The 26,288-nt window shown below is 43.8% G+C and carries 20 protein-coding genes; 9 read left to right on the top strand and 11 right to left on the bottom strand.

The genetic code is table 11. The features are described 5' to 3' along the window. Nucleotides 1-62 precede the first annotated feature (62 nt). Nucleotides 63-1,694 carry a cell division protein FtsZ gene (gene ftsZ / locus IEW69_RS00975; RefSeq protein WP_188624947.1) on the top strand — a complete coding sequence of 544 codons (1,632 nt, stop codon included), beginning with the start codon at nt 63-65 and terminating at the stop codon, nt 1,692-1,694. Nucleotides 1,695-1,857: 163 nt separating this feature from the next. Next, nucleotides 1,858-3,099 (top strand): aminotransferase class I/II-fold pyridoxal phosphate-dependent enzyme, encoded by a 1,242-nt coding sequence (locus tag IEW69_RS00980; protein WP_188624948.1) that lies wholly within the window; start codon nt 1,858-1,860, stop codon nt 3,097-3,099. 144 nt (nt 3,100-3,243) lie between these two features. Here the strand turns inward: IEW69_RS00980 and dapA are convergent, their stop codons facing one another. From dapA to IEW69_RS00995, 3 genes are read right to left on the bottom strand one after another with little or no spacing between them, the layout of a single operon-like run. Continuing rightward, complete coding sequence (gene dapA, locus IEW69_RS00985) at nt 3,244-4,125, bottom strand: 4-hydroxy-tetrahydrodipicolinate synthase (RefSeq protein ID WP_188624949.1); 882 nt, start codon at nt 4,123-4,125, stop codon at nt 3,244-3,246. 5 nt (nt 4,126-4,130) lie between these two features. After that, complete coding sequence (gene ligA, locus IEW69_RS00990; protein WP_188624950.1) at nt 4,131-6,143, bottom strand: NAD-dependent DNA ligase LigA; 2,013 nt, start codon at nt 6,141-6,143, stop codon at nt 4,131-4,133. A 23-nt stretch (nt 6,144-6,166) separates the two neighbouring features. Further along, entirely contained in the window at nt 6,167-6,853 is a 687-nt protein-coding gene (locus IEW69_RS00995) for an ACP phosphodiesterase (RefSeq protein WP_188624951.1), read from the bottom strand. 62 nt (nt 6,854-6,915) lie between these two features. On the opposite strand from IEW69_RS00995, the gene tyrS reads away from it, so the two are divergent. Further along, entirely contained in the window at nt 6,916-8,211 is a 1,296-nt protein-coding gene (gene tyrS / locus IEW69_RS01000; protein WP_188624952.1) for a tyrosine--tRNA ligase, read from the top strand. Nucleotides 8,212-8,307: 96 nt separating this feature from the next. Here tyrS and IEW69_RS01005 read toward each other — a convergent pair whose 3' ends face one another. Genes IEW69_RS01005 through IEW69_RS01015 form a run of 3 tightly spaced genes read right to left on the bottom strand, consistent with a single transcriptional unit; the run spans nt 8,308 to nt 12,104 of the window. After that, entirely contained in the window at nt 8,308-9,291 is a 984-nt protein-coding gene (locus IEW69_RS01005) for a LuxE/PaaK family acyltransferase (RefSeq protein ID WP_188624953.1), read from the bottom strand. 19 nt (nt 9,292-9,310) lie between these two features. Beyond that, nucleotides 9,311-9,670, bottom strand: a complete 360-nt coding sequence (locus tag IEW69_RS01010) for a hypothetical protein (RefSeq protein ID WP_188624954.1) — start codon at nt 9,668-9,670, stop codon at nt 9,311-9,313. Nucleotide 9,671: 1 nt separating this feature from the next. Continuing rightward, a complete protein-coding gene (locus IEW69_RS01015) occupies nt 9,672-12,104 on the bottom strand; it encodes a penicillin acylase family protein (protein ID WP_188624955.1) in 2,433 nt (810 codons plus the stop codon). 282 nt (nt 12,105-12,386) lie between these two features. On the opposite strand from IEW69_RS01015, the gene IEW69_RS01020 reads away from it, so the two are divergent. After that, a complete protein-coding gene (locus IEW69_RS01020) occupies nt 12,387-15,263 on the top strand; it encodes a TonB-dependent receptor (protein ID WP_188624956.1) in 2,877 nt (958 codons plus the stop codon). Between the two features lie 164 nt (nt 15,264-15,427). Continuing rightward, on the top strand, nt 15,428-17,401 hold the full coding sequence (glgB, locus tag IEW69_RS01025) for a 1,4-alpha-glucan branching protein GlgB (protein WP_188624957.1): 1,974 nt from the start codon (nt 15,428-15,430) through the stop codon (nt 17,399-17,401). Between the two features lie 50 nt (nt 17,402-17,451). On the opposite strand, the gene gap is transcribed toward glgB, so the two are convergent. From gap to pfkA, 3 genes are read right to left on the bottom strand one after another with little or no spacing between them, the layout of a single operon-like run. Continuing rightward, entirely contained in the window at nt 17,452-18,450 is a 999-nt protein-coding gene (gap, locus tag IEW69_RS01030) for a type I glyceraldehyde-3-phosphate dehydrogenase (protein ID WP_188624958.1), read from the bottom strand. A 4-nt stretch (nt 18,451-18,454) separates the two neighbouring features. Beyond that, entirely contained in the window at nt 18,455-19,297 is an 843-nt protein-coding gene (locus IEW69_RS01035; protein ID WP_188624959.1) for a hypothetical protein, read from the bottom strand. Between the two features lies 1 nt (nt 19,298). After that, entirely contained in the window at nt 19,299-20,285 is a 987-nt protein-coding gene (gene pfkA, locus IEW69_RS01040) for a 6-phosphofructokinase (protein WP_188624960.1), read from the bottom strand. Nucleotides 20,286-20,673: 388 nt separating this feature from the next. On the opposite strand from pfkA, the gene IEW69_RS01045 reads away from it, so the two are divergent. Further along, a complete protein-coding gene (locus IEW69_RS01045) occupies nt 20,674-21,363 on the top strand; it encodes an NUDIX hydrolase (RefSeq protein WP_188624961.1) in 690 nt (229 codons plus the stop codon). 94 nt (nt 21,364-21,457) lie between these two features. Here the strand turns inward: IEW69_RS01045 and IEW69_RS01050 are convergent, their stop codons facing one another. Beyond that, entirely contained in the window at nt 21,458-22,321 is an 864-nt protein-coding gene (locus tag IEW69_RS01050) for an N-acetylglucosamine kinase (protein WP_188624962.1), read from the bottom strand. A 416-nt stretch (nt 22,322-22,737) separates the two neighbouring features. Here IEW69_RS01050 and IEW69_RS01055 point away from each other — a divergent pair, with 416 nt between their 5' ends. Genes IEW69_RS01055 through IEW69_RS01065 form a run of 3 tightly spaced genes read left to right on the top strand, consistent with a single transcriptional unit; the run spans nt 22,738 to nt 25,849 of the window. Beyond that, nucleotides 22,738-23,766, top strand: coding sequence for a threonine aldolase family protein (locus IEW69_RS01055; RefSeq protein ID WP_188624963.1), 1,029 nt, complete (start codon nt 22,738-22,740; stop codon nt 23,764-23,766). A gap of 15 nt (nt 23,767-23,781) precedes the next feature. Next, nucleotides 23,782-25,263 (top strand): acetyl-CoA carboxylase biotin carboxylase subunit, encoded by a 1,482-nt coding sequence (accC, locus tag IEW69_RS01060; protein WP_188624964.1) that lies wholly within the window; start codon nt 23,782-23,784, stop codon nt 25,261-25,263. A 1-nt stretch (nt 25,264) separates the two neighbouring features. Next, nucleotides 25,265-25,849, top strand: a complete 585-nt coding sequence (locus IEW69_RS01065) for a riboflavin synthase (RefSeq protein ID WP_188624965.1) — start codon at nt 25,265-25,267, stop codon at nt 25,847-25,849. A gap of 43 nt (nt 25,850-25,892) precedes the next feature. Here IEW69_RS01065 and IEW69_RS17055 read toward each other — a convergent pair whose 3' ends face one another. Continuing rightward, nucleotides 25,893-26,171, bottom strand: coding sequence for a hypothetical protein (locus IEW69_RS17055; RefSeq protein WP_373284090.1), 279 nt, complete (start codon nt 26,169-26,171; stop codon nt 25,893-25,895). Nucleotides 26,172-26,288 lie beyond the last annotated feature (117 nt).

Genomic DNA, 26,288 nt, shown 5'->3' on the forward strand with positions numbered 1-26,288 from the left:
TTAATATTACATTTGGAGATGAAAAGGTATAACCTAATTTTAATCTACTGATTCTGAAAGATATGCAATTCGAAATGTTAAAAGATAAATCGTCCATCATCAAAGTTATTGGTGTTGGCGGTGGTGGTGGTAATGCGGTAAACCATATGTACCGTCAGGGAATAACAGGTGTTGATTTCATCATCTGTAACACAGATGCACAAGCATTAGAGTCTAGTCCGATTCCTAATAAGGTGCAACTGGGTTCGAGTCTAACAGAAGGAATGGGCGCGGGTTCAATTCCGGAAGTAGGTAAGAACTCTGCAATAGAGAACATAGAAGATATTAAAGTCATGCTTGGTAATACAACGAAGATGTTGTTTATTACTGCAGGTATGGGGGGTGGTACCGGAACAGGTGCCAGTCCGATTATAGCACAGGCTGCAAAGGAGCTTGATATATTAACCGTTGCAATCATCACGACGCCTTTCTCGTTTGAAGGGAAGCGTAGAAAGATGCAGGCGGAAGATGGTTTAGATGAACTAAAGAAATACGTAGATTCTTACCTGGTGATTTCGAATGATCGCTTAAGGGAGATCTTTGGAAACCTTACCCTGGGTTCTGCATTTGCACAGGCTGATGATATTTTAACAACAGCAGCTAAAGGGATTGCAGAGATCATTACCGTACCGGGTTATATCAACGTCGATTTCAAGGATGTTCGTACAGTAATGAAAGACAGTGGTGTTTCCATCATGGGTAGTTACTCTGCAAGCGGCGAAAATCGTGCGTTGGTGGCTGTTGAAGGTGCACTTGCTTCGCCATTGCTGAAAGATAATGAAATTGAAGGTGCAAGGTACATCCTGTTGAACATCAGCTCAGGTATCAATGAAGTAACGATGGATGAGGTTGCCATTATTACAGACTACATTCAGGATAAAGCAGGCTTATCTGCCGATTTGATCTGGGGTAACTGTATTGATGAGAACCTGGAAGACCGTTTATCGGTAACCATTATCGCTACCGGATTCCAGACCACGGAGCAACGTGCGCAAGACAAAAAGAACGTTAAAAAGATCTCATTGTTAACACCTGAAGAGGCACCATTGGTAAAGCCAATTGAGCCTGTAAATACCTTTATGGCACCTAAAGCAGAAGTGCATAGCATGGAGCCGGTGATGAAAGCCAAAGAGGCACAGTCTGATATGTTTGGGGACATGATGAATGGTCCGAAAAACAGAAGAACGGATGATCAGGATTCAAATGTGATTAAACACACCTTGATTGAGGAGGAAGTATATCCAAATGAAGTACAAGCGGAGCCAGGCTTTGAATTTGAAGTAAAGGTTTCTGAAACCGACTTCACTTTTGAAAAACCAATTGCAGACTTCAGTGCGAATCAGCAACCAGCAAGCAAGCCAGAGGTTCAGCAAGCGGGTGCGGATGATTACAAGACGGATGAGTCTATGGAAGATCAGCTGAAAAAATCAAAAGAAAGGATCTTAAGGTTAAAGGATCTTAGCATGAAGTTGCGTACGGCAAACGGTTTGCAGGAACTTGAAAATGAACCTGCTTACAAAAGAAAACAGATGCAACTACAACAAGTTCAGCATTCATCAGAGTCTCAGGTATCAAGATTTACCTTGAGTAATGATGAAGACGGATCAACGGAAATTCGTCCAAATAACTCGTTCCTTCACGACAATGTGGATTAAATAATGATCAACAGAAATGAAAGCCTTAAGGATTAAACCCTTTAAGGCTTTTTTGGTAAACTGCAATATTGAATCCGCTGGCGCTCTTGTAAGTAGATAGTTGTAAATAAGGCTTATAAACCTTAAATTTGCGACAATAGAATAACCTTAAAAACATAATACATTGGATATTTTTGAAAAGATTACAAAACATATGGGGCCGCTTGGCCAGCACCAGAAATGGTCTCATGGATATTTCTCTTTCCCTAAGTTAGAAGGAGAATTAGGTCCTCATATGACTTTCCGTGGTAAGGAGCACCTGGTTTGGAGCTTGAATAATTACCTAGGATTGGCTAACCACCCGGAAGTTAGAGCTGCTGACTTACAGGGGGCTTCAGACTTCGGGATGGCATACCCTATGGGTGCGAGAATGATGTCTGGAAACACGAAGTACCATGAGCAGCTGGAGCGTGAACTTGCAGCTTTTGTAGGTAAGCCTGATGCATTCCTGCTTAACTATGGTTACCAGGGTATGGTGTCTATTATAGATGCTTTGGTTGATCGGAATGATGTAATTGTATATGATGGTGAGTCGCATGCCTGTATTATTGATGGCTTGAGATTACACATGGGTAAACGTTTTGTTTATCAACATAATGACATTGACAGTGCGGCAAAACAACTTGCGCGTGCTTCAAAACTTGTAGAGCAAAGTGGCGGTGGTATCCTTTTGATTACGGAAGGTGTATTCGGCATGTCAGGTGCACAAGGTAAGCTAAGGGAGCTTATTGAACTGAAAAAACAGTACAACTTCCGTTTGCTTATTGACGATGCGCATGGTTTTGGTACTATGGGTAAAACTGGTGCTGGTACGCATGAAGCACAAGACTGTATAGAAGGGGTGGACGTTTATTTTGGAACTTTCGCAAAATCTATGGCTGGTATTGGCGCGTTTGTCGCGTCTACTGAAGAGATTACCAACTTCTTGCGTTATAACATGCGTTCACAGACATTTGCGAAAGCACTGCCTATGCCTATGGTAATTGGTTTGCTTAAGCGTCTGGAGCTGCTTAAAAACAATGATGAATTAAGAGCCAACCTTTGGAACATTGCGATGAGCCTTCAAAATGGCTTAAGAGCCAGAGGTTTTGACCTTGGATTAACGAATACCATGGTAACGCCAGTGTTCCTGAAAGGTGAACTACAGGAAGCAACTGCTTTGACGATGGATCTTCGTGAAAACTACGGCATCTTCTGTTCAATCGTGGTGTATCCGGTGATTCCTAAAGGATTGATCGAGCTTAGGTTAATACCAACGGCTGTACATACGCTGGAAGATGTTCAAAGAACCTTAGATGCGTTCAGCGAAGTGTCTGATAAACTAAAAAGTGGCTATTACAAAGACAATAAATTTGTAGAAGCTTAACATAGCTAAAAAAATAAAAGCCCTTCAGGATTCTGAAGGGCTTTTTTATTAAGCGCATTTAAAAGGTCAATATATTATTGTTATGCTAGATGCGCTGACTGTTCGTGTCTGGTCATTGAGGGCCAGGTGTGCATCTTGGTGCGTTTAGCCTTGGATCTTTTGTATTTGTTCGGCAATCTTTGCTGTTAAAGCTTCTGATGCGGGTACAAGTGGTAAACGCACCCCATCGCCGCAGATGCCCAGGTGTTTAAGGGCTGCTTTTACACCAGCAGGATTTCCTTCGGAGAAGATCAACCGGGTAAATTCAATTAAGCTCAAGTGTAAGGGTAGGGCTCTTTTGAAGTCGCCCTGAAGCGACAAACTGATCAGATTAGACATTAGTTTTGGCAGCGCGTTACCCACGACAGAGATCACCCCTACAGCCCCAATGGCAATCATTGGCATGGCTACCGGATCGTCTCCGGAGATCAGCATGAAGTCTGCTGGCTTATCCCGCATGATCTGATTGAACTGGTCGAAACTCCCGGAAGCTTCCTTGGTACCGATGATGTTTTTGAATTCGTGGGCAAGTCTGCAGGTTGTCTCCGGACTTACGTTGCTGGCAGTTCTACCGGGCACGTTATACAGCAGGATTGGCAAAGTTGCAGCCTCACTTATGGCTTTATAATGTTGATAGATACCTTCCTGAGTGGGTTTATTATAGTTCGGGCTTGCCGAAAGAATAGCATCATATCCAAGATGCGCAAATGTTTTAATGGTCTTTGTTACTGCTGCGGTGTCATTGCCGCCGATTCCTGCAACTAAAGGCAGGCGTCCATCATTCACTTCAGCTGTAAAAGCCCAGACTGCATCCTTTTCCTTGCTTGTTAGGGTAGTGGTTTCACCGGTGGTACCTAAAGAAACCAGGTAATCTACACCGCCGTCCACCATATGGTTAATCAGCTTTCTAAGACCATCAAAGTCAACTGATCGATCTTGTTTAAATGGTGTAACTAAGGCTACACCTGTTCCATGAAATTTTTCCATTATTTTTATTTCAACATCTCTAGTAATTCCTGATGACTGATCATTGGAATTTTTAATTTTTGTGCTTTCTCAAGTTTGGAAGGACCCATGTTATCTCCTGCGACCAGGTAATTCAGTTTCGCAGAGATACTGCTGAGCATTTTACCGCCGTTGGCCTCTATAAGTTCTTTTAACTCGTCTCTGCTAACACCTTCAAAGACACCCGAAATTACAAATGTTTTTCCGGTAAACTTATCGCTTTGCAGCTTTATTGTACTTTCCTGCGCTTCAAACTGCAGTCCGTATGAGCGGAGTAAGCTGATCTGGCGAATGTGCTCTGGTTTATGGAAATATTCCACAATGCTTTCGGCAATTCGCTGGCCGATTTCATCAATCGCGGTTAGTTCTTCTACAGTAGCGTTCATCAAACGATCTATCGTCTTTATCGCGAATGCAAGTTTACGCGCTACGGTCTCGCCAACATACCGGATGCCCAATCCAAAAAGCACTTTCTCAAAAGGCATGTTCTTGGATTGCTCAATGCCATTCAGCATGTTGACAATCGACTTTTCTCCAAAGCGGTCCAGGTTTTTAAGCGCTGCCTCACGATCTTTAAGCGTGTATAAGTCGCTGATGTGCCGCACCAATCCCTGTCTATAGAAGTTTTCAACCGTTTCATCGCCCACACCATCAATGTTCATGGCTTTACGTCCGATGAAGTGCTGCATCTTGCCAACGATCTGTGGTGGACAGCCCTCATCATTTGGGCAGTAAAAAGCAACTTCACCTTCATTTCTGATCAGGGTGCTGCCGCACTCGGGACAAGTGGTTGGATAAACGATCTTCTGCGCATCCGGGTGTCTCTTATCCAGATTAACATTGATGATTTTAGGGATGATCTCTCCGCCTTTTTCAACGAAAACGGTGTCGCCTTCATGGAGATCCAGACGTTCAATTTCATTTGCATTGTGCAGGGTGGCGCGTTTTACCGTTGTGCCTGCAAGTTGCACTGGCTTTAAGTTCGCCACAGGGGTTACAGCGCCGGTTCTGCCAACCTGATAAGTTACTTTGTTGAGCAAGGTTTCAACTTCCTGAGCCTTGTATTTATAAGATATTGCCCAGCGCGGGGATTTGGCAGTAAAGCCTAGTTCCTGTTGCTGGCCATAGTTGTTTACTTTGATCACGATTCCATCGATGTCGTAACCGATTTTGAATCGTTCATTCTCCCAATGCTGGATGAATTCAAGTACCTCATCGATATTTAAGGCTAGTTTCGAATGTTCGCTCACGTGGAAGCCCCAGGATTTTACCGCATTCAGGCTTTCCAGATGCGTTTGAAAGAGCGTACGATCGGTATTCAGCGAGTAAAAAACTGCATCCAATGGTCTTTTGGCTACCTCCGCAGAGTCCTGCATTTTGATGGTGCCAGCGGCGAAGTTCCTTGGATTGGCGTAGGTCATTTCGCCGAGTTCCTCACGTTCTTTGTTCAGGCGCTCAAAAGCGGCACGGTGCATAAAGATCTCCCCCCTGATCTCAAAGATCTCGGGATGGTTCTGGTGCTTAAGTTTATGTGGAATGTTCCGGATGGTTTTAACGTTGGTTGTCACATCATCACCTTGTGTGCCATCACCGCGGGTGACCGCTCTCACAAGGAGATCATGCTCGTAAGTCAAGCTGATGGACAGGCCGTCAAACTTTAACTCACAGACATATTCAAAGTTGCTGCCGAGTGCCTTGCGAATACGGTCGTCGAAGTCACGCAGATCCTGCTCGTTATAAGTGTTCCCAAGCGAAAGCATGGGCCACTTGTGTTTAACAGTTATGAAATTCTTGGTGAGGTCGCCCCCGACACGCTGTGTAGGGGAGTTCGGGTCTGCAAATTCGGGGTGTGCTTTCTCCAGTGCAGCAAGTGCTTCCAGCTTTTTATCGAATTCATAATCCGCAATGGTGGGCATTGCCAAGACATAGTAGTTGTAAGTATGCTGATTAAGTTCCTTAACCATTGCATCCATGGTATCTTTAATACGATCTGCAGACATGCAACGAAGATACAAAATCGTAGTTAAATCGCTCTTATAGCAGGATTTTCTTCCAATTCGTTGAAGATGGTCATAAATCGCGATTCCAGTTCCGGGCAGTATTCATCCAGCTTCTGCGTCAGCATTTCTGTTTGTGCCTCCGTAAAAGGATTTTCCCATACGCGCATGCAGATGCGTTTAAGCGCATAACTGATGTTGTGTAGCTTCTGGTAGCTGAAAAGGTACCTACTGTCGAGGTAGTCATTGAGGAAAACGTCAAAGATTCCCTGATCCGGGATCTCCGCTTTAGCGAGAAATTCGCGTAGCGCGGTAGAGTTTGCCTGCTGCAACTGCAGATAGAAAGTTTCGATGTTGATCATGCCTGAATGCAAAAGCAGGTGATCTAACATCAGTTCGAGACCAATGTGCGCAAGAAAAAATGGCTTCACCGGGCCTGCTGTGACACAGGGTAAGATGAGCTTCTTCAGATTAGCGGTTTCGGTCTTAAAGAACTCGGAAGTGTGAAAGTAGTTGTCTACCTCCAGGTGCTTGTTCCATCCACGAAGGATGGAGGCCTGGCTTTGCTGATCTTGGAAAAGCGCGGGTGTTTTCTGTGGATGAATGTTCCAGAACTTGTCCGCATTCTTGATTAAGTCGGGCAATACCACACCCATGACCACAAACTGATCTGGGTTGTTACGCTCGAAGTAATAGTGGGAGAGGAAGTTCATCGCCTTAAAAGTAGAAATTTTTTAAGCAGGCTTTTCCTATATTTGCGCCAAAAGTTACGATAATGACCAATTTTGTAGAAGAATTACGCTGGAGAGGCATGTTGCACGACATCATGCCGAATACCGAGGAGAAGTTAAATGAAGGTATGTGTGCCGGGTATATCGGGTTTGATCCGACGGCAGATTCGCTTCATGTTGGACATTTGACGCAAATCATGACTTTGATACACTTCCAACGTGCAGGGCACAAGCCTTATGCATTGGTGGGCGGCGCTACCGGAATGGTTGGCGATCCATCAGGTAAGTCTGCAGAAAGGAATCTTTTAACAGAGGAAAGCCTGGAGCACAACCTGAACGGCATCAAGGCGCAGTTAAGCAAATTCATGACCTTCGGAGCGACCGGTAATGATGCGGTAATGGTTAATAATGCCGACTGGTTCAAGAATTTCAGCTTTCTGGATTTCATTCGCGATGTTGGTAAACACATTACGGTGAACTACATGATGGCCAAAGACAGCGTTAAAAAGCGCTTGAATGGTGAGGCAGGTGCGGGTCTATCCTTTACTGAGTTCAGCTACCAGTTGATACAGGGTTATGATTTTTACTATTTGTGGAAGCATCATGATTGTATATTGCAGATGGGTGGATCTGACCAATGGGGCAATATCGTTACAGGTACGGAATTCATTCGTCGTAAAGACAATGGTACGGCGTATGCACTTACAACGCAGTTGATTAAAAAAGCCGACGGTACTAAGTTTGGTAAAACGGAGAGTGGCGCGGTATGGTTAGACCCGGAGAAAACATCTCCTTACCGTTTTTACCAGTTCTGGTTAAATGCGTCTGATGAAGATGTGAAAAAATGGATCAGAATATTCACCTTGAAGACTAAAGAAGAGATTGAGCAGTTAGAGAAGGAGCACGACCAGGCGCCACATTTAAGAATTCTTCAGAAGGCCTTAGCGGAAGATATTACCGTGCGTACACACTCTGAGGCTGCGCTTGAAACGGCAATTAAGACATCAGGGTTTTTGTTTGGCAATGGCTCTCTGGACTTCTTCGCTACCCTGAATGATGTGCAGGTGTTGGAGATTTTTGACGGCGTTCCGCAGTTCCATATAGCTAAAGCTGCACTGGAACAAGGTTTGGATGTTGGTACCTTATTAGCAGAGCAGACCAATATTTTCCCATCGAAAGGAGAAGTGAAGAAAACGATTCAGGGCGGTGGATTGAGTATTAATAAAGCAAAGCCCGCAGATGCAGGTCAGCAGTATAGCACAGCCGATTTGTTGAATGGAAAATACATCATCGTTCAAAAAGGCAAGAAAAACTACTTCCTGATAACGGTGCAGGATTAACATATTCCTTATTACAAGAAAGCCGCAGTGTTAATCTACTGCGGCTTTTTTTATACATATGATTTTGAAACTTCGTTGCGGAACGGGCACTGATTTTTATTGTACGAGTAAATTACAGCCGCGAATGTCGGCATTGTCGAAGCGGCCGAGTACCTCAAAGGAACCATCTGGATGCACTTTACCCAGATCCTGCGTAGCGATGAAGCTACAGGAGTTGATGTTGGCGAGGTCAATAACGTTGATGCCACCAGTTGTTTTATTTTGTAGCAGGCTAAGCGGATCGTTGGTATCGCGAAGCACAATGCGCATCCAAGGAGGACAGTTGAAGATACCTTCACCATAGGAGTAGGCTTGTGACAGGAGTTCTGTCATTCCGTATTCGCTATGGATGGCCGGAACACCGAAGCCTACGGTAAGTAACTCATGAAGCTCTTCACGCACCATTTCCTTACGTTTACCTTTCATGCCACCTGTTTCCATGATGATCAACGCTGGAAAATCCAAATTGAATTCTTCAATGAAATCTAGCAAGGCATAGGTGACACCGATGAGTATGGTGCGTTGCCCCTGGGATTTTAGCTGTAGCAGTGTTTCGTATAGTGCCTGATTGTTATGCAGGAAATAGCCACTTTTCGGATGTTTACTTTGGGCGATTAATGCATCTACCATGTAGATTAAAGATGAGCCCTCCCGTTCCTGATAAGAGGGGAGCAGTGCCAGGACGCAGGCATCTTCTGGTTTGCCGTAGAACATCTCAAAAGCGCGACCGAAGCTTTCTTCGTATACCTTAAGATCTGTCACTAAGTGCCGGCTCTGGATTTGTCCTGTTGTTCCAGAGCTAAAGAAGGTCATCTCGGTACTGGCTGTGCTGCTTTTTACTTCGTGACTTTTAAAGAATGCGATTGGTAAATATGGTATTTGCGACACTTGCGTCACAGCAGCAGGATCTACTTTAAGGTGATGTAAATAAAGGTTGTAAACCTGGCAATTCGCCGCCTGATGTTTAAAAACCCTCAATGCGGTATCTTCAAATGCTTCCGGCGTGCTGATGTTGAAAATGCGTTCTTCTATGTTCTCCACGGCACAAAAATACAGAAGATTATGCAGTTTGCGTATTGGTTTTGGGCTTGATCATGGCTTTACGGAAGTGGTAGCCACAAAATCCACTCACTGCAGCTACAAATGCACCAAGCATAGCGGAGATCAGCAACACCAAAGGCCAGCTGTTAACGCCCAGCATCTCTGCGACGCGTTTTGCAAGCATGTGATCATTTGGGATGCTTTTAAACAAGGCCATCCCGGTCCAGAGTATTAAGATCGCAAAGAATGGTGCCCATAGGGCGATTTTAGCTGTTTTCCCAAGGATGGCGCAGGTAAGGAAGGCCACAATGACGATAATCCACCAGGGAAGAAAAAATTGCAACAGGAGCGAAACGATTAGAATAATTAAAAAGACCATGTTATTTTTTCGAGATTTTTAATCGGGTGAGTGGTTTTACTGAAGCATCATTAACAGTTTTCAGCAGAAAGAGATCGTATAGTTTGCCTTCTGCCCAGGTGTTGATCATGTTGTCGTAAAAAGGACTTCCAGGATTACCAGATTGCCCTCCTGGGAATACACCATGCCCTTTTGGGGTGTCTCCAAGTTCTACAACCATCCGCCATGATGGGCCATTGGATTCGCTAAGGGCATTGATGGTGCTCTTGGATCCGCCAATCATCAGGGTTTTTGAGCCAAAGCCTGGGATTGCTGCAAGATGGGGCACATGGCTACGTTTTACATTTGCCCAGGACCAATGTTTTCCGATAACACCAAACTTACGCTCCAGACTGTCGCAAGCGAACTTAAAAGAAGCGTTGGCAAGTGCTTTCAAGGTTTCCTGCTCCGGTGTGTTTACGTTATCGAACCATTTAGCATCTGGTTCTTTGGTAATCATCTGTACGGTACGATCTCTGGAAGGCTTACGCATCGGCACTTTGTCAACTTCGAATTCATCATCCCAGATTAATTTATTGAGTTGATCCATCCACAGATCAAATATCCCTGGTGCAATTTCAGTTGCGTTATAGTGGTAGTTCCACTTTTGAACCGTTTGGAAGGCTTCTTTTTGGGTGGCGTTTAAATTACCGCGGTCGAGTAGCGGCAACAAAGTTGGCAACACATTTTCCGGAAAAACACCGTAAGCGTCACTTTGCATAACGCGCATGCTATCTGCAGTGATGTTCTTCATCATGCTGAGTTTATCGTTAATCCGCTTTCCACGTTCATAGGGTGCGAATTCCCAGTTGATGTAATAAGGATAACTCGGATCGGTTGACGATTGATTTGCGGAGCTTACAAAATGTCGCGGTGGGTTTTTGACCGTTGGATTTTGTGCTGCAGGAATCCAGCCTTGCCAGTCGTTCTGTTGGTCACTGCCGTCGAGAATGAACTTACCCTGGTTTTTATACTTCAAAGGGAATTTGCCATTGGCAGTGATTGCTATGTCATTATCTGCAGAAGCGAATATGAAGTTCTGTGCAGGTGCCGTGTAGAAGGTTAGTGCCTTACGGTAGTCCGCATAGTTTGCGCCACGGTTCAGACGATAAAAGGTCATCAGTTCGTTCGACTGATCATGTGCGATCCAGCGCAATGCGTTACCTACTGGCACGGGCTTGGCAAGACTTAGATCTGGTTTTTGAAAGTATACAACCGGCCCATGGTGCGTGTAAACGACGGTATCTGCTAAGGTTTGTTCACCTCTGATTTGAATCTTTTCGACCCGGCTGCTGGTATTTTTCCAGCCATTGTTGTACCAGTATTGTTTATGGCTATCATCCTTGAACTTGATTTGATAATAATCAAGTATATCGGCAGCAACATTTGTTACCCCCCATGCGATGCGCTGATTAAAGCCGATGATCACACCTGGGGCACCAGGAAGAGAGACGCCGTAGACATTCACACCTGGGGCATGAAGTTGGATCTGGTACCAGATGGAAGGCAGCGTAAGGTTTAAATGCGGGTCGTTTGCGAGAATGGGTTTACCACTTTGCGTCTTTTCGCCGGACACTGCCCAGTTGTTGCTGCCGATGCCCTCCACGCGACGGGTGGTTTTGATGCTGCTGTTTGCCATTTGATTGAAGGTTCCAGGGGGCAGCGGCACCGGTAGCGGTTCGAAATCCCAGGTCGTACCTTTAGGTATAATTGGGTCTTCTTTAAGTGGGTAGTCCGGGAACAGGTTTGCAGTCACTTCCGGACCGAACTTGTTCAGAATGTTGGTCATATAGAACTCGTCTGAACCCATAGCCAGTACCGCTGACATTTGCTTTAATAACAAAGCGCATTTCAGGGGTGTCCAATCTTCAGGTTTAAAGTCGAGGATCTTATATTCAATGGGTAAGTCTTTCTGACTAAGGCTGTGAATGTAGGCATTGATACCCGCCGTATATGCGAGTACCATCTTTTTGGATGTAGGATCTTCCATCATCCCGCTAAGGGAGTTTTCTGCACCATAGACCATACCCAGTCGGCGCTGGTAGCGGTCAAGTTCTATGGCTTTCTTGCCCACTACTTCTGACAAACGACCAGCAGCGTACCGGGTTTGAAAATCCATTTGCCAAAGACGGTGCATTGCGGTGACGTACCCCTGAGCATAATACAGGTCATAGTCGTTACTGGCGAAAACGTGTGGAATCATGCGATCATCGAAGATGATCTCAACATCTGCATTGGTATTCTTCAAGACGATTTTCTGCTCAGGCTTTATCTTGATGCTTTCTGCATTTTGCCAGAATCCGTCGTAAGGGTTGAGGAATTTAAGAATGGGTGGGAGATCTCCGAATTTGGTGTTGAAGCCGTAAATCAATAAAACAGGTACCGCTAGGCAGAGAAACGCTTTAACTTTGTTCATTTGCTGAATCATTAAGCTGATAAAATGATGGGAATACTTGGTTCGGGCCAATTTATAATAATGACTGTAGATTACAAAGTGCAACCGGATTATATTTCCTGAAAATTAAATCATTGTTCGCCGAAAGGCGAATGGATGTTGATTCTTGAACCATAAATGCTAATATTTCTGCTTCACATCAGCTTTTAGTGCAGTTATACAGGCGGTTATCCGTTTGGAAATTTATTTGTTTTGAGTAAAAGTTTTTTATATTTAAGTACACAAACCAAATAAACTTATTGTATGACGAAGAAACTTACCAGAGCACTCTGTATGCTTATGATGGTCCTTGGCACAGCTATGCTTGCGAAGGCCCAGAACATTGTTATAAGCGGTACGGTAACAGACAAGTCGACCAGGGCACCCCTTGCCGGCGTTAGCATCAACGTAAAAGGTACAACAACCGGCACAGCATCAAATCAGAATGGCCAGTTTTCACTTACGACCAGTAGCGCATCCGCGACATTGGTGTTTTCCTACGTAGGTTATGGTACGGTGGAGCGCCAGGTAAACGGCGCAGCAACAAACCTGAGCGTTGAACTGGAGGAGTCGACCTTCCTTGGACAGGAAGTTGTCATCTCCGCTTCAAGAACACCGGAACGCATTTTGGAGTCTCCTGTTTCCATTGAGCGCATCAGTGCGGCATCAGTACGGGATTTACCAGCGCCTACATTCTATGATGCACTTGCGAACCTGAAAGGGGTGGAGATGAGTGCACAAAGTTTGACTTTCAAATCCGTGAACACCAGAGGTTTCAATTCCAACGGTAATACGAGGTTCAACCAGTTCGTTGACGGGATGGACAACCAGGCTCCGGGGCTGAACTTTAGTGTTGGTAACATCGTGGGCCTTTCCGAGCTGGACGTGGATAATGTGGAACTTTTGCCTGGTGCGGCTTCTGCATTGTATGGCGCAGGTGGTATCAATGGTACTTTATTGATGACTTCAAAGAACCCGTATGACTATCAGGGTGCAAGTTTTGCGTTCAAAACAGGTATCAACCATGTGAATGATGATAATACCGGCACACAGCAGTTTAATCAGATGGATGTGCGTCTGGCAAAAGCCTGGAACAACAAGTTTGGTATTAAGACCACTTTTTCTTTTCTGCAGGCTAAAGACTGGGGTGCGACCGATACCCGGAACTTCGACAGAACCGCAAGGCAACTGAAGGGTGGTGACCGGAACACGGACCCGAATTATGACGGGGTTAACATTTATGGTGATGAGATCAGTCAGAACATGATCAACGTGGCGCAGAGTGTTCAAAATCAGACGATCGCGGGTATCTTGCAAGCAACAGGTGGTACGCTGAACATAAAGAACTTAATGGATCAGCAATTGACACCAAGAGCGACGCCAGCGGATCAGGCGAGATTTATCGCGGGGTTACCAGCGGCATTACGTCCAGCGGTTCAGAACTATTTGCCGTTCTATGTTGGTTTGGGGAATAATTTGATTCCAAATCAGGCGGTATCCAGAACAGGGTATGCGGAACAGGACCTGGTAGATTATGACACCAAGTCTTTGAAGACGACAACTTCCTTGCACTATAGATTTAACGATAAGCTAGAAGCAATCGGGCAGGTGAATTGGGGAACAGGAACCTCGGTGTACACCGGTACTGACCGCTATTCACTCCGGAACTTTTCTATCGGGCAGTTCAAGCTGGAGCTTAAAGGATCTGACTTCTTTTTACGTGCTTATACCACGCAGGAAAGATCAGGCGACGCCTACAACGCTACCATTCTTGGAACGTTTATCAATGAAGCGTGGAAACCATCAACAACGTGGTTCCCGCAATATATTGGCAATTACATTGGTGCAGTTGCGGCGGGACAGCCAGATGCTGCGGCACAACAATTTGCACGGTCACAAGCGGATGCGGGTCGATTAATTCCTGGTACGCCAGGGTTCGAAAGTGCGAAAATCGCCATTACGCAACGTTCGATCGGGCCGCAAAATGGTGCTAAGTTTAATGACAAAACCAACTTATACCATTATGAGGGTATGTACAACTTCTCCAATCTATTTAATAACGTGGTGGAGTTTCAAGTGGGTGCTTCTTACAGAAATTACTTCCTGCACTCGGATGGAACCATCTTCGACGATGCCACACGTGATATCACGATTGAAGAATATGGTGCATTTGGACAGATTGGTAAGCGGATGTTCAATGATAAGCTAAAGCTGACTTTTGCAGGACGTTATGATAAGAGTCAGAACTTTGAAGGCCGTTTTACACCAAGGGTTACCGGTGTGTTAACTGTAGCGCCGAACAATAACATTCGTGCTTCGTATCAGACCGGCTATCGGAATCCAACTACACAAGATCAGTACATTGACCTTGCCGTAGGTGGCGGCGCGACACGTTTGATCGGTGGCTTGCCTGAGTTGCTGAGCAAGTATGGACTGGTTACCAATCCTGCAGTTACATCAGACAGTTACCGCGCGTTTTTAGCTTCAGCTGCTTCGGGAGCACCTAATCCTGCAGTGCTTCAAACCTATACTTTCGATGCACGCGGCGTTCGTCCGGAAAGTGTACAATCCTATGAGTTGGGCTATAAAGGGCTTCTTGGATCTAAATTACTGATCGATATGTATGGCTATTACAGCATTTACAGTGATTTCATCAGTGCTGTAGAGATATACCAGAATCCTTTGGCGACAGCAGTTAAATTTAATGTTCCTGTAAACTTAACAGATGACGTAAAAACTTACGGTGGTGCCTTCGGACTGGATTATGTGTTCGGTAAGTACAACCTTAGTGGAAATGTTTCTTACAACAAGATCAGCGATATACCTACAAACTTCATCAATACTTTTAATACCCCTGAGGTCAGGTATAATTTCGGATTTGGAAATCGGGAGATCGTGAAGAACGTGGGCTTCAATCTGCAATACAGATGGCAAGAAAAGTTCACCTGGAATTCAACTTTCGGCTCCGGCGACGTGCCTGCATTTGGAACCCTGGATGGACAGATCAGCCTGAAAGTGCCGTCGATAAATTCTACGCTTAAATTCGGTGGTTCAAACCTACTTAATAAATATTATAGCACTTCTTTTGGAAACCCAATGGTTGGCGCAATCTATTATACCTCAATTACTTTTAACCCGTAACAATTCGTTTGTGGTATTAAAGAGCCTGGAACTTGTTCCGGGCTCTTTTGCTTTTAATTATTAGACAAAAACCATCTGTGCCGATTTAATGTTGATCTTTAGGTAAGTTTTAGGGATTTTACACTTTCTTTGGATGTAATACCGGAACTTATAATCTACACATAATGGACAGTTCAGAAATCAAAAAAGCTTCTTCAAATAAGTTCCCTGCAAGCGCTCGAGATGGAGACAAAAAGGTCTGGTTCCACAGCTTACTCACAGATTTTGATGTATCCCTGTTCATATCGGGTAAACACTTTCGCCTTTATGAGAAGCTTGGATCCCATGTGCTAACACTAAATGGGACCAGTGGGACCTACTTCGCCGTATGGGCACCGAATGCCAAGGAAGTAAATGTAACTGGTGAATTTAACGCGTGGAATAAAAGCAGTCACCAGCTTTACAAGCGCTGGGATGCTTCCGGTATTTGGGAAGGTTTTATCCCGGGGGTAAGTCATGGCGATTTATACAAATATGCCATTCACAGCTTTGAGGGTATCTGGCTGGAGAAAGGTGATCCGTTTGCAAGACGTTGGGAGCTTCCACCGGGAACCGCTTCAGTGGTTTGGGACCTCAAGTACAAGTGGAAAGATAAAAGCTGGCTAAAGAAGCGGCCTAAGTTGAACGCGCTGGATCAGCCGATTTCGGTGTATGAAGTGCATCTGGGATCCTGGAAGAGAGATCCTGCGGAACCCTCGAGAATTCTGACCTATAAGGAGGTTGCAGATACCTTGGTCGATTATGTGCTGGAAATGGGCTTTACGCATGTAGAGGTGATGCCAGTAATGGAATACCCGTACTTCCCTTCCTGGGGCTACCAGATCACTGGTTATTATGCCGCAAGTTCCTTGCATGGCACACCTGAGGAGCTGATGTATTTAATAGACGCCCTGCACAAAGCGAATATTGCGGTGATTATGGACTGGGTACCCTCGCATTTTCCTGGTGATGCTCATGGACTTTACAAGTTTGATGGCACACACCTGTATGAACATGCAGATATGCGCAAGGGATTTCATCCGGATTGGAAATCATATATCTTCAACTACGATCGCAACGAAGTGCGTTCCTTCCTGATCAGCAATGCGATGTTCTGGATAGATCACTTTCATGCCGACGGGTTGCGGGTGGATGCGGTCGCTTCAATGCTGTACTACACTTTTTCCAGGAAAGCAGAAGATGCGGGCACAAACATCCATGGTGGGGCGGAAAACCTTGGTGCAATCCAGTTTTTGCAGGACATGAATGAGGCCATATATCTCAACTTTGAAGGCGTACAAACCATTGCAGAGGAGAGTAGTACTTATCCCGGTGTAACGTGGCCCGTTGCGGATAATGGTCTTGGTTTTGGCATGAAATGGATGATGGGCTGGATGAATGACACCCTGAAGTATTTCAAGCTTGATCCGATAAATAGAAGTCATCATCATCATAAACTTACTTTTTCTATCACCTACGCCTTCACAGAGCGATTTATGTTGCCATTTTCACATGATGAAGTGGTACATGGCAAGTCGTCCATGATCTATAAAATGCCTGGGAATGAGTGGGAGAAATTCGCAAATTTAAGGGTGTTATATACCTATATGTTTACGCAGCCGGGCACGAAATTGCTGTTTATGGGTAATGAGTTTGCACAAAATAGTGAATGGAATTTCAAGAAGTCGCTGGACTGGCATTTACTGCAGTACGAATCCCATGCCGGCATGCAGCTTATGGTTAAAGCGTTAAATTCGTTCTACAAATCTGAACCTGCGCTATATGTGAATGGTTTTTCCTACGATAGCTTTGAGTGGATCAACGCAGATGATGTACAGCATTCTGTATACATATATATGCGTAAGGGTAAAAAGGATCGGGATACTTTAATTGTCTTACTGAATCTTACGCCAGTGGCACGAAATCATTATAAGATCGGCGTCCCTTCGAAATACAAATGGAAAGAGGTGTTTAATACAGATCACCAGGACTTTTTCGGCGAAGGCAGAACAAGCTCCGCGCCCTACCTGCCAGAAGCTGATGTGTGTTATGGGAGGCCATATTCGATCTATGTAGATCTTCCACCACTAACCGCTGTTGTACTCAAACAAACGAAATAAAAAAAGGGGATGTCCGATAAGAACATCCCCTTTTTGATTTATGTTTTAGCTTAGATTGTAGCGTAGTGCTCAACAAATTTAGCCAAGGCAGCTGAATAGCCCATTTCGTTATCATACCATGAAACAACTTTAACGAAGTTTCCGTTCAACGCGATACCTGCATCAGCATCAAAAATTGAAGCGTGCTCATCACCGATAAAATCAGAAGAAACAACCTGATCTTCAGTATAACCTAAAACACCTTTAAGGTAACCTTCAGATGCTTCTTTCATTGCTGCTTTAATTTCTTCGTAAGTTGCTGATTTCTCTAAACGTACGGTTAAGTCAACAACGGATACGTCCGCAACAGGTACACGGAAAGCCATACCGGTAAGTTTACCTTTAAGCTCAGGAATAACTTTAGTTACTGCTTTAGCTGCGCCAGTTGCAGAAGGGATGATGTTAGAGTATGCACCACGGCCACCTCTCCAGTCTTTTGCAGAAGGTCCATCAACTGTTTTCTGGGTTGCAGTTACAGCGTGTACAGTGCTCATTAAACCTTCAACGATTCCAAACTTATCGTTTAAAACTTTTGCGATAGGCGCAAGGCAGTTTGTAGTACAAGATGCGTTTGAAACGATGGTTTGATCAGCGGTTAATTTCTCGTGGTTAACACCCATTACGTAAGTTGGGATAGAATCGTCTTTCGCTGGAGCAGATAAAACAACTTTCTTAGCACCAGCCTGGATGTGTTTCTTAGCGTCTGCTTCAGTTAAGAATAAACCTGTAGATTCGATAACAACGTCTACACCAACTTCATCCCATTTAAGGTTTGCTGGGTCTTTCTCTGCAGTTATACGAATGGTTTTACCATTAACAACTAAGTTTCCGTTTTCAACTTCGATTGTTCCATTGAAGCGGCCATGCGTTGAATCGTACTTCAACATGTAAGCCATGTAAGTTGGTTCTACAAGATCGTTTATAGCAACAACATCTAATCCTCTTTTAAGTGCAGCTCTGAAAACCAGTCTGCCGATACGACCAAAGCCGTTTATTCCAATTTTGCTCATTGTACTAATTTGAATAATAGTTTAATAAATTATATATAGGTTCTTTTATAATTGTGGTGATGTTGATACCATGCTTCTCTGCCATGGTGATCAGGCGTTCTTCAAACTGCCCGGCAACACTACCAACAAAATGTATTTCTTGTTCCGGGTATTCCTTAATTGTAGGCAGGAGGTAAGTTTGTATAAACTGATCAAAACCTTGATCAATAATTTCCTGAATCGCAGGGTGCGCCCTGTGTTCTACAAAAAAGTCAAAGAATGAGCTTAAAAACTGCTCGGGCATGGGCTTTCTATATATTCTTTCCAGGATCAATGGTCTGTCCAGGTTTGCTTTTTGTGTAAAGGCCCTATGTAAATCTTTAGGTAATTTCCCTTGAATAAACCTTTTAAGCAGCATTTTACCCAAGTGAATTGAAGACCCTTCATCACCAAGAATAAAACCCAATCCAAAATTGTTTTGTTTTGGAATTGTGCCATTAAAATATGCACAATTAGATCCACTTCCAAGTACAGCGACAATTCCGGTGTTGTTATAACAGGCTGCTACTGCCGCGCCGTAAAGATCGTCTTTGACGGATATTTCACTAAACTTGAAAAACTTGGACAAGATCAGCGCGAGTTCCTTACTACGGGCTTCACTACTGGCACCTGAAGAAAACACATAGATCTTCTTGATTCGCTCTGCATTGTTAATAAGAATGGTCTTTTTGTTCAGCGCGTCAAGGATGGTTTTTTCATTGTTATGGCATGGGTTGATACCAGGCATCGTACATTCTGCCACTGTTTTACCCTCGCGGGCAATTTTCCAATGTGCAGCTTTCGAGCCACTGTAAACAACTGCTACCATATTAGATCGATAATACCTTAGTCATTTCCAACAGGTCATCCTCCAGTTTGAAGGAATGTTTGGTGAGCGCTTCTTCCAGGCTTGTCACCTTTACGTCGTTTCCGCGAAGGCCTACCATTGCTGCAGTTGTACCTTTGAAAAGCTCATTTACAGCGGCAAAGCCTAAACGGCTACCCAGAATTCTGTCTGCACTGCTTGGACTACCACCACGTTGCAAGTGACCAAGGATGGTGACTTTAGTGTCATAGTGATTGAAACGCTCTTTTACCTTTTTTGCGATATCGTATGCACCACCGGCTTTATGACCTTCAGCTACAATTACGATACTGGAAGATTTTTTAGTAAGTGCACCAATTTCAAGCTGGTTTACGAGCTCGTCTATGCTGGTCTGTTTCTCTGGCAAAAGCACGGCTTCAGCGCCGGAAGCTACGCCACTTCTCAGGGCAATACATCCGGAATCGCGACCCATGACTTCTATAAAGAAAAGTCGATCATGTGCATCTGCAGTGTCCCGTATTTTGTCGATTGCCTCGATCACGGTGTTCATTGCAGTGTCATACCCAAGGGTGAAATCCGATCCAAAAAGATCATTGTCAATCGTACCAGGTACACCCATTACTTTTACGCCGAATTTCTCAGAGAAAATCTTCGCGCCTGTAAAGGTTCCGTCACCACCAATAACCACAAGGCCATCAATGTTACGTGCTTTTAAGTGATTATATGCCGTTTGCATCCCTTCTTCAGTCATGAAAGGTTTACAACGTGCTGTTTTTAGAATCGTGCCACCTAAATGGATGATATTGCTGACGGAACGGGCGTCCATGGGAATGATGTTATCATCAATAAGTCCCTGGTAGCCCTGTTTAACACCAAACATGTTAGCTCCGTTATATATACCAGTACGAACAACTGCTCTAATGCAGGCATTCATACCAGGAGCATCTCCTCCGGAGGTTAATACGGCAATATTATTTATATTTTGGTTCATATGTTAATTAAACGAATATAACGTGTATTTCCTACACTAAGTAATTTATCTTGTTTTTTTTACAATACCTTGAACTAAGACTTTAAGAATAAATCGTTTGAGTTAGGTAGGTGCATTCCAATAATACACTACTAATTATCTTTTGAGTAATTTTAACACGGGCAAGATGAGAAAAATATCGGAAAAAATGGAAAAGAGTGGGAATTAACAGAATTTAGGGCGAGAATTTTTGTTCTGCGAAGCGCAAAATATATTTACATTTACTGTGTTATTTACACTAACCCTGGGTAATAACGCAATTAATTAATTTTAGATATTAACAAACTCAAATAATTTGGGACATCGATTATTATCTCGCTGTTTCGGGTTTAAATCAAACAAACTTATTTTGAAAGAAGAACTACCCCAATTTAATTCTACCTTTTCGATCGATTGCGTGATTTTCGGTTTTGACGGTGGGGAGCTGAAAATCCTCCTTATTGAGCGAAATGAAGAGCCATTCAAAGATTGGTGGGCACTGCCTGGAAATCTCGTTAGGGCAAATGAAAGTTTAGATCAGTCCGCCTCTCGCATTCTTAACGAGTTGACCGGACTTGGAGATATATACATGGAGCAGTATTACACTTTCGGCGATCCTGATCGTCACCCACAAGGGCGTGTGGTTAGTATTGCTTATTATGCTTTATTGCGCTTAGGTGGTGATAAGGCGCTTAAGCCTATTAGCACCTATGCAAAACAGGCGCACTGGGTTAATGTTAAAGATCTCCCTAAGCTTGCGTTCGACCATCAGCAGATTTTCGACAAGGGTTTGGAGAAGATCAAAAGGCGTATCAAACATCAGCCAATTGCATTTGAGTTACTTCCTGAAAAGTTCACCCTGACGCAATTACAAAATGTATATGAGCTGATTCTGGGTAAAAAACTAGATAAGCGAAACTTCAGAAAGAAGATGTTAAGCTTCGGTGTACTGAGGGACCTGGATGAAAAACAAAAAGGAGTGTCGTTCCGCGCAGCGACATTATACCGTTTTGATAAACGAAAATACGCCAAATTATTTGGTAAAGAAATCTCTTTCTAGAAGGTTCCGATCCATAAGAAACCTTAAACGAAAAACGCCGGTCATTTTATAGATGCCGGCGTTTTTATTATGCTTTGGTATTGGGATTTCCCAATTACTTTGTCATTTTAGAAGTTCTTAAATGGTAGTCTACAAGGTCATCTATAGGTGAACGGATGATTTTACCAATGCCCATTTCGTATTTGTCTGCAACAACGCTCAGGATATCTCTGAAGCTGTAGCCCACTGAACCAATTACGTTTAACTTGTAGTCTTTGTAGTTTGGATAGTGAATAACAAGGTTTTCAAAGAATGCACTGAATGCATAGCTCACGGTATTAAATGTGTATTCTTCATAGCTGTCCTTAAAGTCATAAAGGAATTTACTGAAGCTTGCACAGAAACGGTTGGGAAGGGGTTTGTTGTAGATGTTGTCGAATATATCTTCGTTGGTTAATGCAAAATTATCATAGAATGCTTCTCTCAAACCTTTAGGCATGTAGCCTTTCATGTAGTCAGCAAGAATGCGCTTGCCGATATAGCAACCACTACCTTCATCACCCAGGAAATAACCAAGTGAGTCGATGTTTAAAGAAATGTCTTTACCGTCATAAAGACAAGTGTTTGTGCCGGTACCAAGGATTGCGGCAAAACCTTCTTCATCTCCAAGTAATGCTCTGCAAGATGCAAGTAAGTCGTGGCCAATGTTGATTTCCGCATTCGGGAAGATTTGTTGCATGGCGTCTGCTACAATCTTTTTGTTCGTGTCAGTCGAACATCCAGCACCATAATAGTAAACTTCAGTAAGCTTCTCTGTTTCTAAATGATCTGGTAAGCCTACTTTTAATGAACCAACAATATATTCTGTATTTGAGAAATATGGATTATATCCTTCAGTATTGAAAAGTATCTTTCTTCCAGCTTCGTTAATTAAACACCAATTGGTTTTGGTGGAACCTCCATCTGCAATAACTATCATGTTAATTTAAATTTTTCGGGATAAATGTAGAAATTCTTAATTCGTTGAGATTAGTTTTTTTCATAATTTATTTTTTCACTGTTTCTAAGCGTTTGACATTAGGTTAATTTCAGGTTACTATTTGGTTAAGGAAGTACCAGGAGATATTAAATAATCGACGGTTCGGCCCTAAAATTACGTTTGTTATTGTCATTTCCAAATTTTAACGGTCGATTGAGATATATTTTGTTACCCTTTTGAACACTTCGTGGCGATTATTAAATTTCAGATTTGCTTTAGGTAAGTAAAAGAAAATCAAATTGTGAACCCCGATTTTATGTCTGCGATGGACATTCGCTAGCGCAGGTCGTGTAAAATTTTAATTGCTTCATGCAATGGCGTTTCACAATGTTAATATTTGTATTAAACCTGATAAGATGATAAATAAAATAGATTTTAGAAGCGATACAGTAACCAGGCCTACAGCAGAGATGCGGGAAGCCATGATGCAGGCAAAGGTTGGTGACGACGTTTTCGAAGAAGATGAGACCGTTAATGCGCTGGAAGCAAAGTTATGCCGCATGTTTAATATGGATGCTGCTTTATACTGCCCTTCGGGCACCATGACCAACCAGATTGCGATTAAATGCTTTACCAACCCGATGGATGAGGTGATTTGCGACCAGACTGCCCATGTATACCGCTATGAAGGTGGTGGAATCGCATACAATTCCCTTGCATCTGTGCGCCTCTTGCATGGTGAACGTGGGATCTTAACTACGGAACTGATCGAGCCTGAAATTAACGAGGAGAACATCCATTACCCAAATTCAAGCCTTGTAGTGCTAGAAAATACCGTAAATAAAGGTGGTGGAGCCTGTTACAAACTAGATCAGATTGCGCCGATACATACGCTATGCAGTATAAAAGGATTGAAATTACATCTCGACGGCGCACGCTTGTTTAATGCTTTAATTGCCACGGGCGATAAAGCAAAAGATTACGGCCAGTATTTCGATGGAATTTCCATTTGTCTCTCTAAAGGACTGGGTGCTCCAGTGGGTTCTGTGTTGTTGGCATCCAAAGAAACCATAAAGAAAGCCCGGAAAATACGTAAGGTTTTAGGTGGCGGAATGCGTCAGGCGGGCTTTTTAGCTGCAGCGGGCATCTATGCACTAGATCATCATGTGGAAAGGCTGAAAACCGACCATGCTCATGCAAAGGTTATTGCAAAGACCTTATCGGAACTAAGCTGGGTAAATGCCGTAATGCCCGTTGAGACCAACATCATCATATTTCAGGTGAAGCCCAAGTATGAGGCTGTGGAGGTCGTTAGGAAGTTAACGGAAAAAGGCATTTTATGCAACACTACGAACAGAGATACGATCAGGTTTGTTACGCATCTTGATATTTCCACCGAGATGGTAGATCGTGCAATCGAAATCCTGTTACATTTGTACCCATAACCAAAAAACTTGTTCATGAAAAAAATCCTGATTGCCAATAGGGGTGAAATTGCATTGCGAATTATGCGCTCTGCAAAAGAGATGGGGATCGCTACAGTAGCTGTTTATTCCGAGGCTGACCGCACTGCGCTCCATGTACAATATGCAGATGAAGCTTTTTGCATTGGTCCAGCAGCATCCAACCAGTCGTACCTTGTCGGTGAAAAGATCATAGAAGCGTGTAAACGCAGCGGTGCTGATGCCGTGCATCCCGGATACGGATTTCTTTCCGAGAATGCAGCGTTTGCAAGGCAGGTTGTTGCCGCAGGCATAACATTTATTGGCCCAACGCCGGAAGCCATGGAGATCATGGGCAACAAGCTATCCGCAAAGGCTGCAGCGTTGAAGTACGATATCCCTATGGTGCCCGGTACAGAAGAGGCAATCACGGATGTTGAGGAAGCAAAGCAAAGGGCCGTGGAAGTTGGTTTCCCAATCCTGATCAAAGCCGCCGCAGGTGGTGGTGGAAAGGGCATGCGCATCGTAAACAACGTTGAAGATTTTACTGAACAAATGGGACTTGCTGTAAGTGAAGCAACCTCCGCTTTTGGCGACGGCTCCGTATTCATAGAACGTTATGTTTCCTCTCCGCGACACATTGAAATTCAGGTTTTGGGCGATACACATGGTAACATTGTTCATCTCTTTGAGCGGGAGTGTTCCATCCAAAGGAGGCACCAGAAAGTTGTTGAAGAAGCACCATCAAGCGTACTTACGCCAGAAATCCGCGAGCGCATGGGTAAATGCGCAGTAGATGTTGCACGTTCCGTGAATTACGTTGGCGCAGGTACCGTGGAGTTTATTCTGGATGAGAACCTGGACTTCTTTTTCCTGGAAATGAATACTAGACTTCAGGTGGAACATCCGGTTACGGAAATGATCACCGGTCTGGATCTGGTTAAGGAACAAATTAAAATCGCAAGAGGAGCGTCCTTAACCTATAAACAAGCGGACCTCAAAATCAACGGCCATGCCATTGAACTTAGGGTATACGCTGAAGATCCTGAGAACAATTTCTTGCCAGATATCGGCACGCTCGCGACCTACAAAACGCCTAAAGGCAGTGGTGTACGCGTAGATGACGGCTTTGAGCAAGGCATGGATATTCCAATTTACTATGATCCGATGATTGCAAAGCTGATCACCTTCGGTGCCACTAGAGCAGAAGCCATAGACCGGATGGTGAGAGCCATAGCAGAATATGAGATTACCGGGATACAAACCACGCTATCCTTTGGTAGGTTTGTGATGCTGCATGATGCCTTCCGTTCAGGTCATTTCGATACCCACTTTGTAGGAAAATACTACAAACCGGGGATTGATAAATCAGAAGATGAAACCGAGGCCATGATTGCTGCCCTGGTAGCAATCAACAAATTGAATAATAAAGGCGGATCAGATTTGCAGCCGCAATCCGGGTCGACCAACAATTGGCGACAAAACAGAATAAAATACTAAGATGTTCACAGGAATAATTGAAACACTCGGCACCATAACATCCATTGTTAAAGAAATGGATAATGTTCATTATACCATCAGCTCCGATATTAGCAGCGCTTTGAAAATCGATCAAAGCGTTGCCCATAATGGGGTCTGTCTTACGGTTGTTGCGAGCGATGGGGATACGCATACCGTAACTGCTATCGAAGAAACTTTAAATAAAACCAACCTCGGCGAACTTCAGGTAGGCTCCATGGTAAACCTGGAACGTTGTATGCAAATGAATGGCCGCCTCGATGGCCATATTGTTCAGGGGCATGTAGATCAAACAGCAATCTGTATTAAAAAAGCCGAGCTGGAAGGAAGTTGGGAATACCGCTTCAAATATGCTGCTGATGGTGGAAATGTTACGGTTGAAAAGGGCTCGATCTGTATTAATGGAATCAGCCTAACGGTTGTAAATTCTGCAGCTGATGAATTCTCAGTGTTCATCATTCCTTATACACATGAGCACACGAATCTGAAAACGGTCGGGGAAGGATCTACGGTCAACCTCGAGTTTGATATCATCGGAAAGTACGTTGCGCGCTTGTTGAACAAGTAACGTGGTTAATGAACAACTAACTTGTTGGTTTAACAAATTAACTTTAGTTGGTTAGTGCTTTGATTCTGCCCTTGACATAATTGATGTTTTCCATCGCTGACTTTTCATCAGGGCTGCTTCTCAGGTATTGTCGATAGTACCTTAGGGCAGCAGCTTTATTTTTCAGCTTCAGATCATTCAGCAAACCGAGACTATAATAGATTTCAGTATTGTTGGAAAACTGAAGTGCCTTAAGGTAGGCACTTTGCGCAGCCTTGTAGGTGCCAGCACTTTCATGTGTGTAAGCAAGAAAGTTGTAATAACTTGAAACATTAGGTGATATAGAAGCTTCTAGGTGGCTTTAATATACGCCTGTGCATGTTTCACATCTTTAAGCTTTTCATAGCAGATTGCGGTATAATACAAATCTTTCCTGATCATCAGCATTTAGAACCTGGGC

Source organism: Pedobacter quisquiliarum (assembly GCF_014642175.1).
GTDB classification, from domain to species: domain Bacteria; phylum Bacteroidota; class Bacteroidia; order Sphingobacteriales; family Sphingobacteriaceae; genus Pedobacter; species Pedobacter quisquiliarum.

Bases quoted from the DNA above. Each gene is read 5' to 3' on its own strand.
- IEW69_RS01055 (WP_188624963.1), top strand. From the start codon at position 22,738: ATGATAAATAAAATAGATTTTAGAAGCGATACAGTAACCAGGCCTACA.
- dapA (WP_188624949.1), bottom strand. From the start codon at position 4,125: ATGGAAAAATTTCATGGAACAGGTGTAGCCTTAGTTACACCATTTAAA.
- accC (WP_188624964.1), top strand. From the start codon at position 23,782: ATGAAAAAAATCCTGATTGCCAATAGGGGTGAAATTGCATTGCGAATT.
- tyrS (WP_188624952.1), top strand. From the start codon at position 6,916: ATGACCAATTTTGTAGAAGAATTACGCTGGAGAGGCATGTTGCACGAC.
- IEW69_RS01010 (WP_188624954.1), bottom strand. From the start codon at position 9,670: ATGGTCTTTTTAATTATTCTAATCGTTTCGCTCCTGTTGCAATTTTTT.
- IEW69_RS01050 (WP_188624962.1), bottom strand. From the start codon at position 22,321: ATGATAGTTATTGCAGATGGAGGTTCCACCAAAACCAATTGGTGTTTA.
- IEW69_RS01020 (WP_188624956.1), top strand. From the start codon at position 12,387: ATGACGAAGAAACTTACCAGAGCACTCTGTATGCTTATGATGGTCCTT.
- IEW69_RS00995 (WP_188624951.1), bottom strand. From the start codon at position 6,853: ATGAACTTCCTCTCCCACTATTACTTCGAGCGTAACAACCCAGATCAG.
- glgB (WP_188624957.1), top strand. From the start codon at position 15,428: ATGGACAGTTCAGAAATCAAAAAAGCTTCTTCAAATAAGTTCCCTGCA.
- gap (WP_188624958.1), bottom strand. From the start codon at position 18,450: ATGAGCAAAATTGGAATAAACGGCTTTGGTCGTATCGGCAGACTGGTT.
- IEW69_RS01015 (WP_188624955.1), bottom strand. From the start codon at position 12,104: ATGAACAAAGTTAAAGCGTTTCTCTGCCTAGCGGTACCTGTTTTATTG.
- IEW69_RS01035 (WP_188624959.1), bottom strand. From the start codon at position 19,297: ATGGTAGCAGTTGTTTACAGTGGCTCGAAAGCTGCACATTGGAAAATT.
- ligA (WP_188624950.1), bottom strand. From the start codon at position 6,143: ATGTCTGCAGATCGTATTAAAGATACCATGGATGCAATGGTTAAGGAA.
- ftsZ (WP_188624947.1), top strand. From the start codon at position 63: ATGCAATTCGAAATGTTAAAAGATAAATCGTCCATCATCAAAGTTATT.
- pfkA (WP_188624960.1), bottom strand. From the start codon at position 20,285: ATGAACCAAAATATAAATAATATTGCCGTATTAACCTCCGGAGGAGAT.
- IEW69_RS01065 (WP_188624965.1), top strand. From the start codon at position 25,265: ATGTTCACAGGAATAATTGAAACACTCGGCACCATAACATCCATTGTT.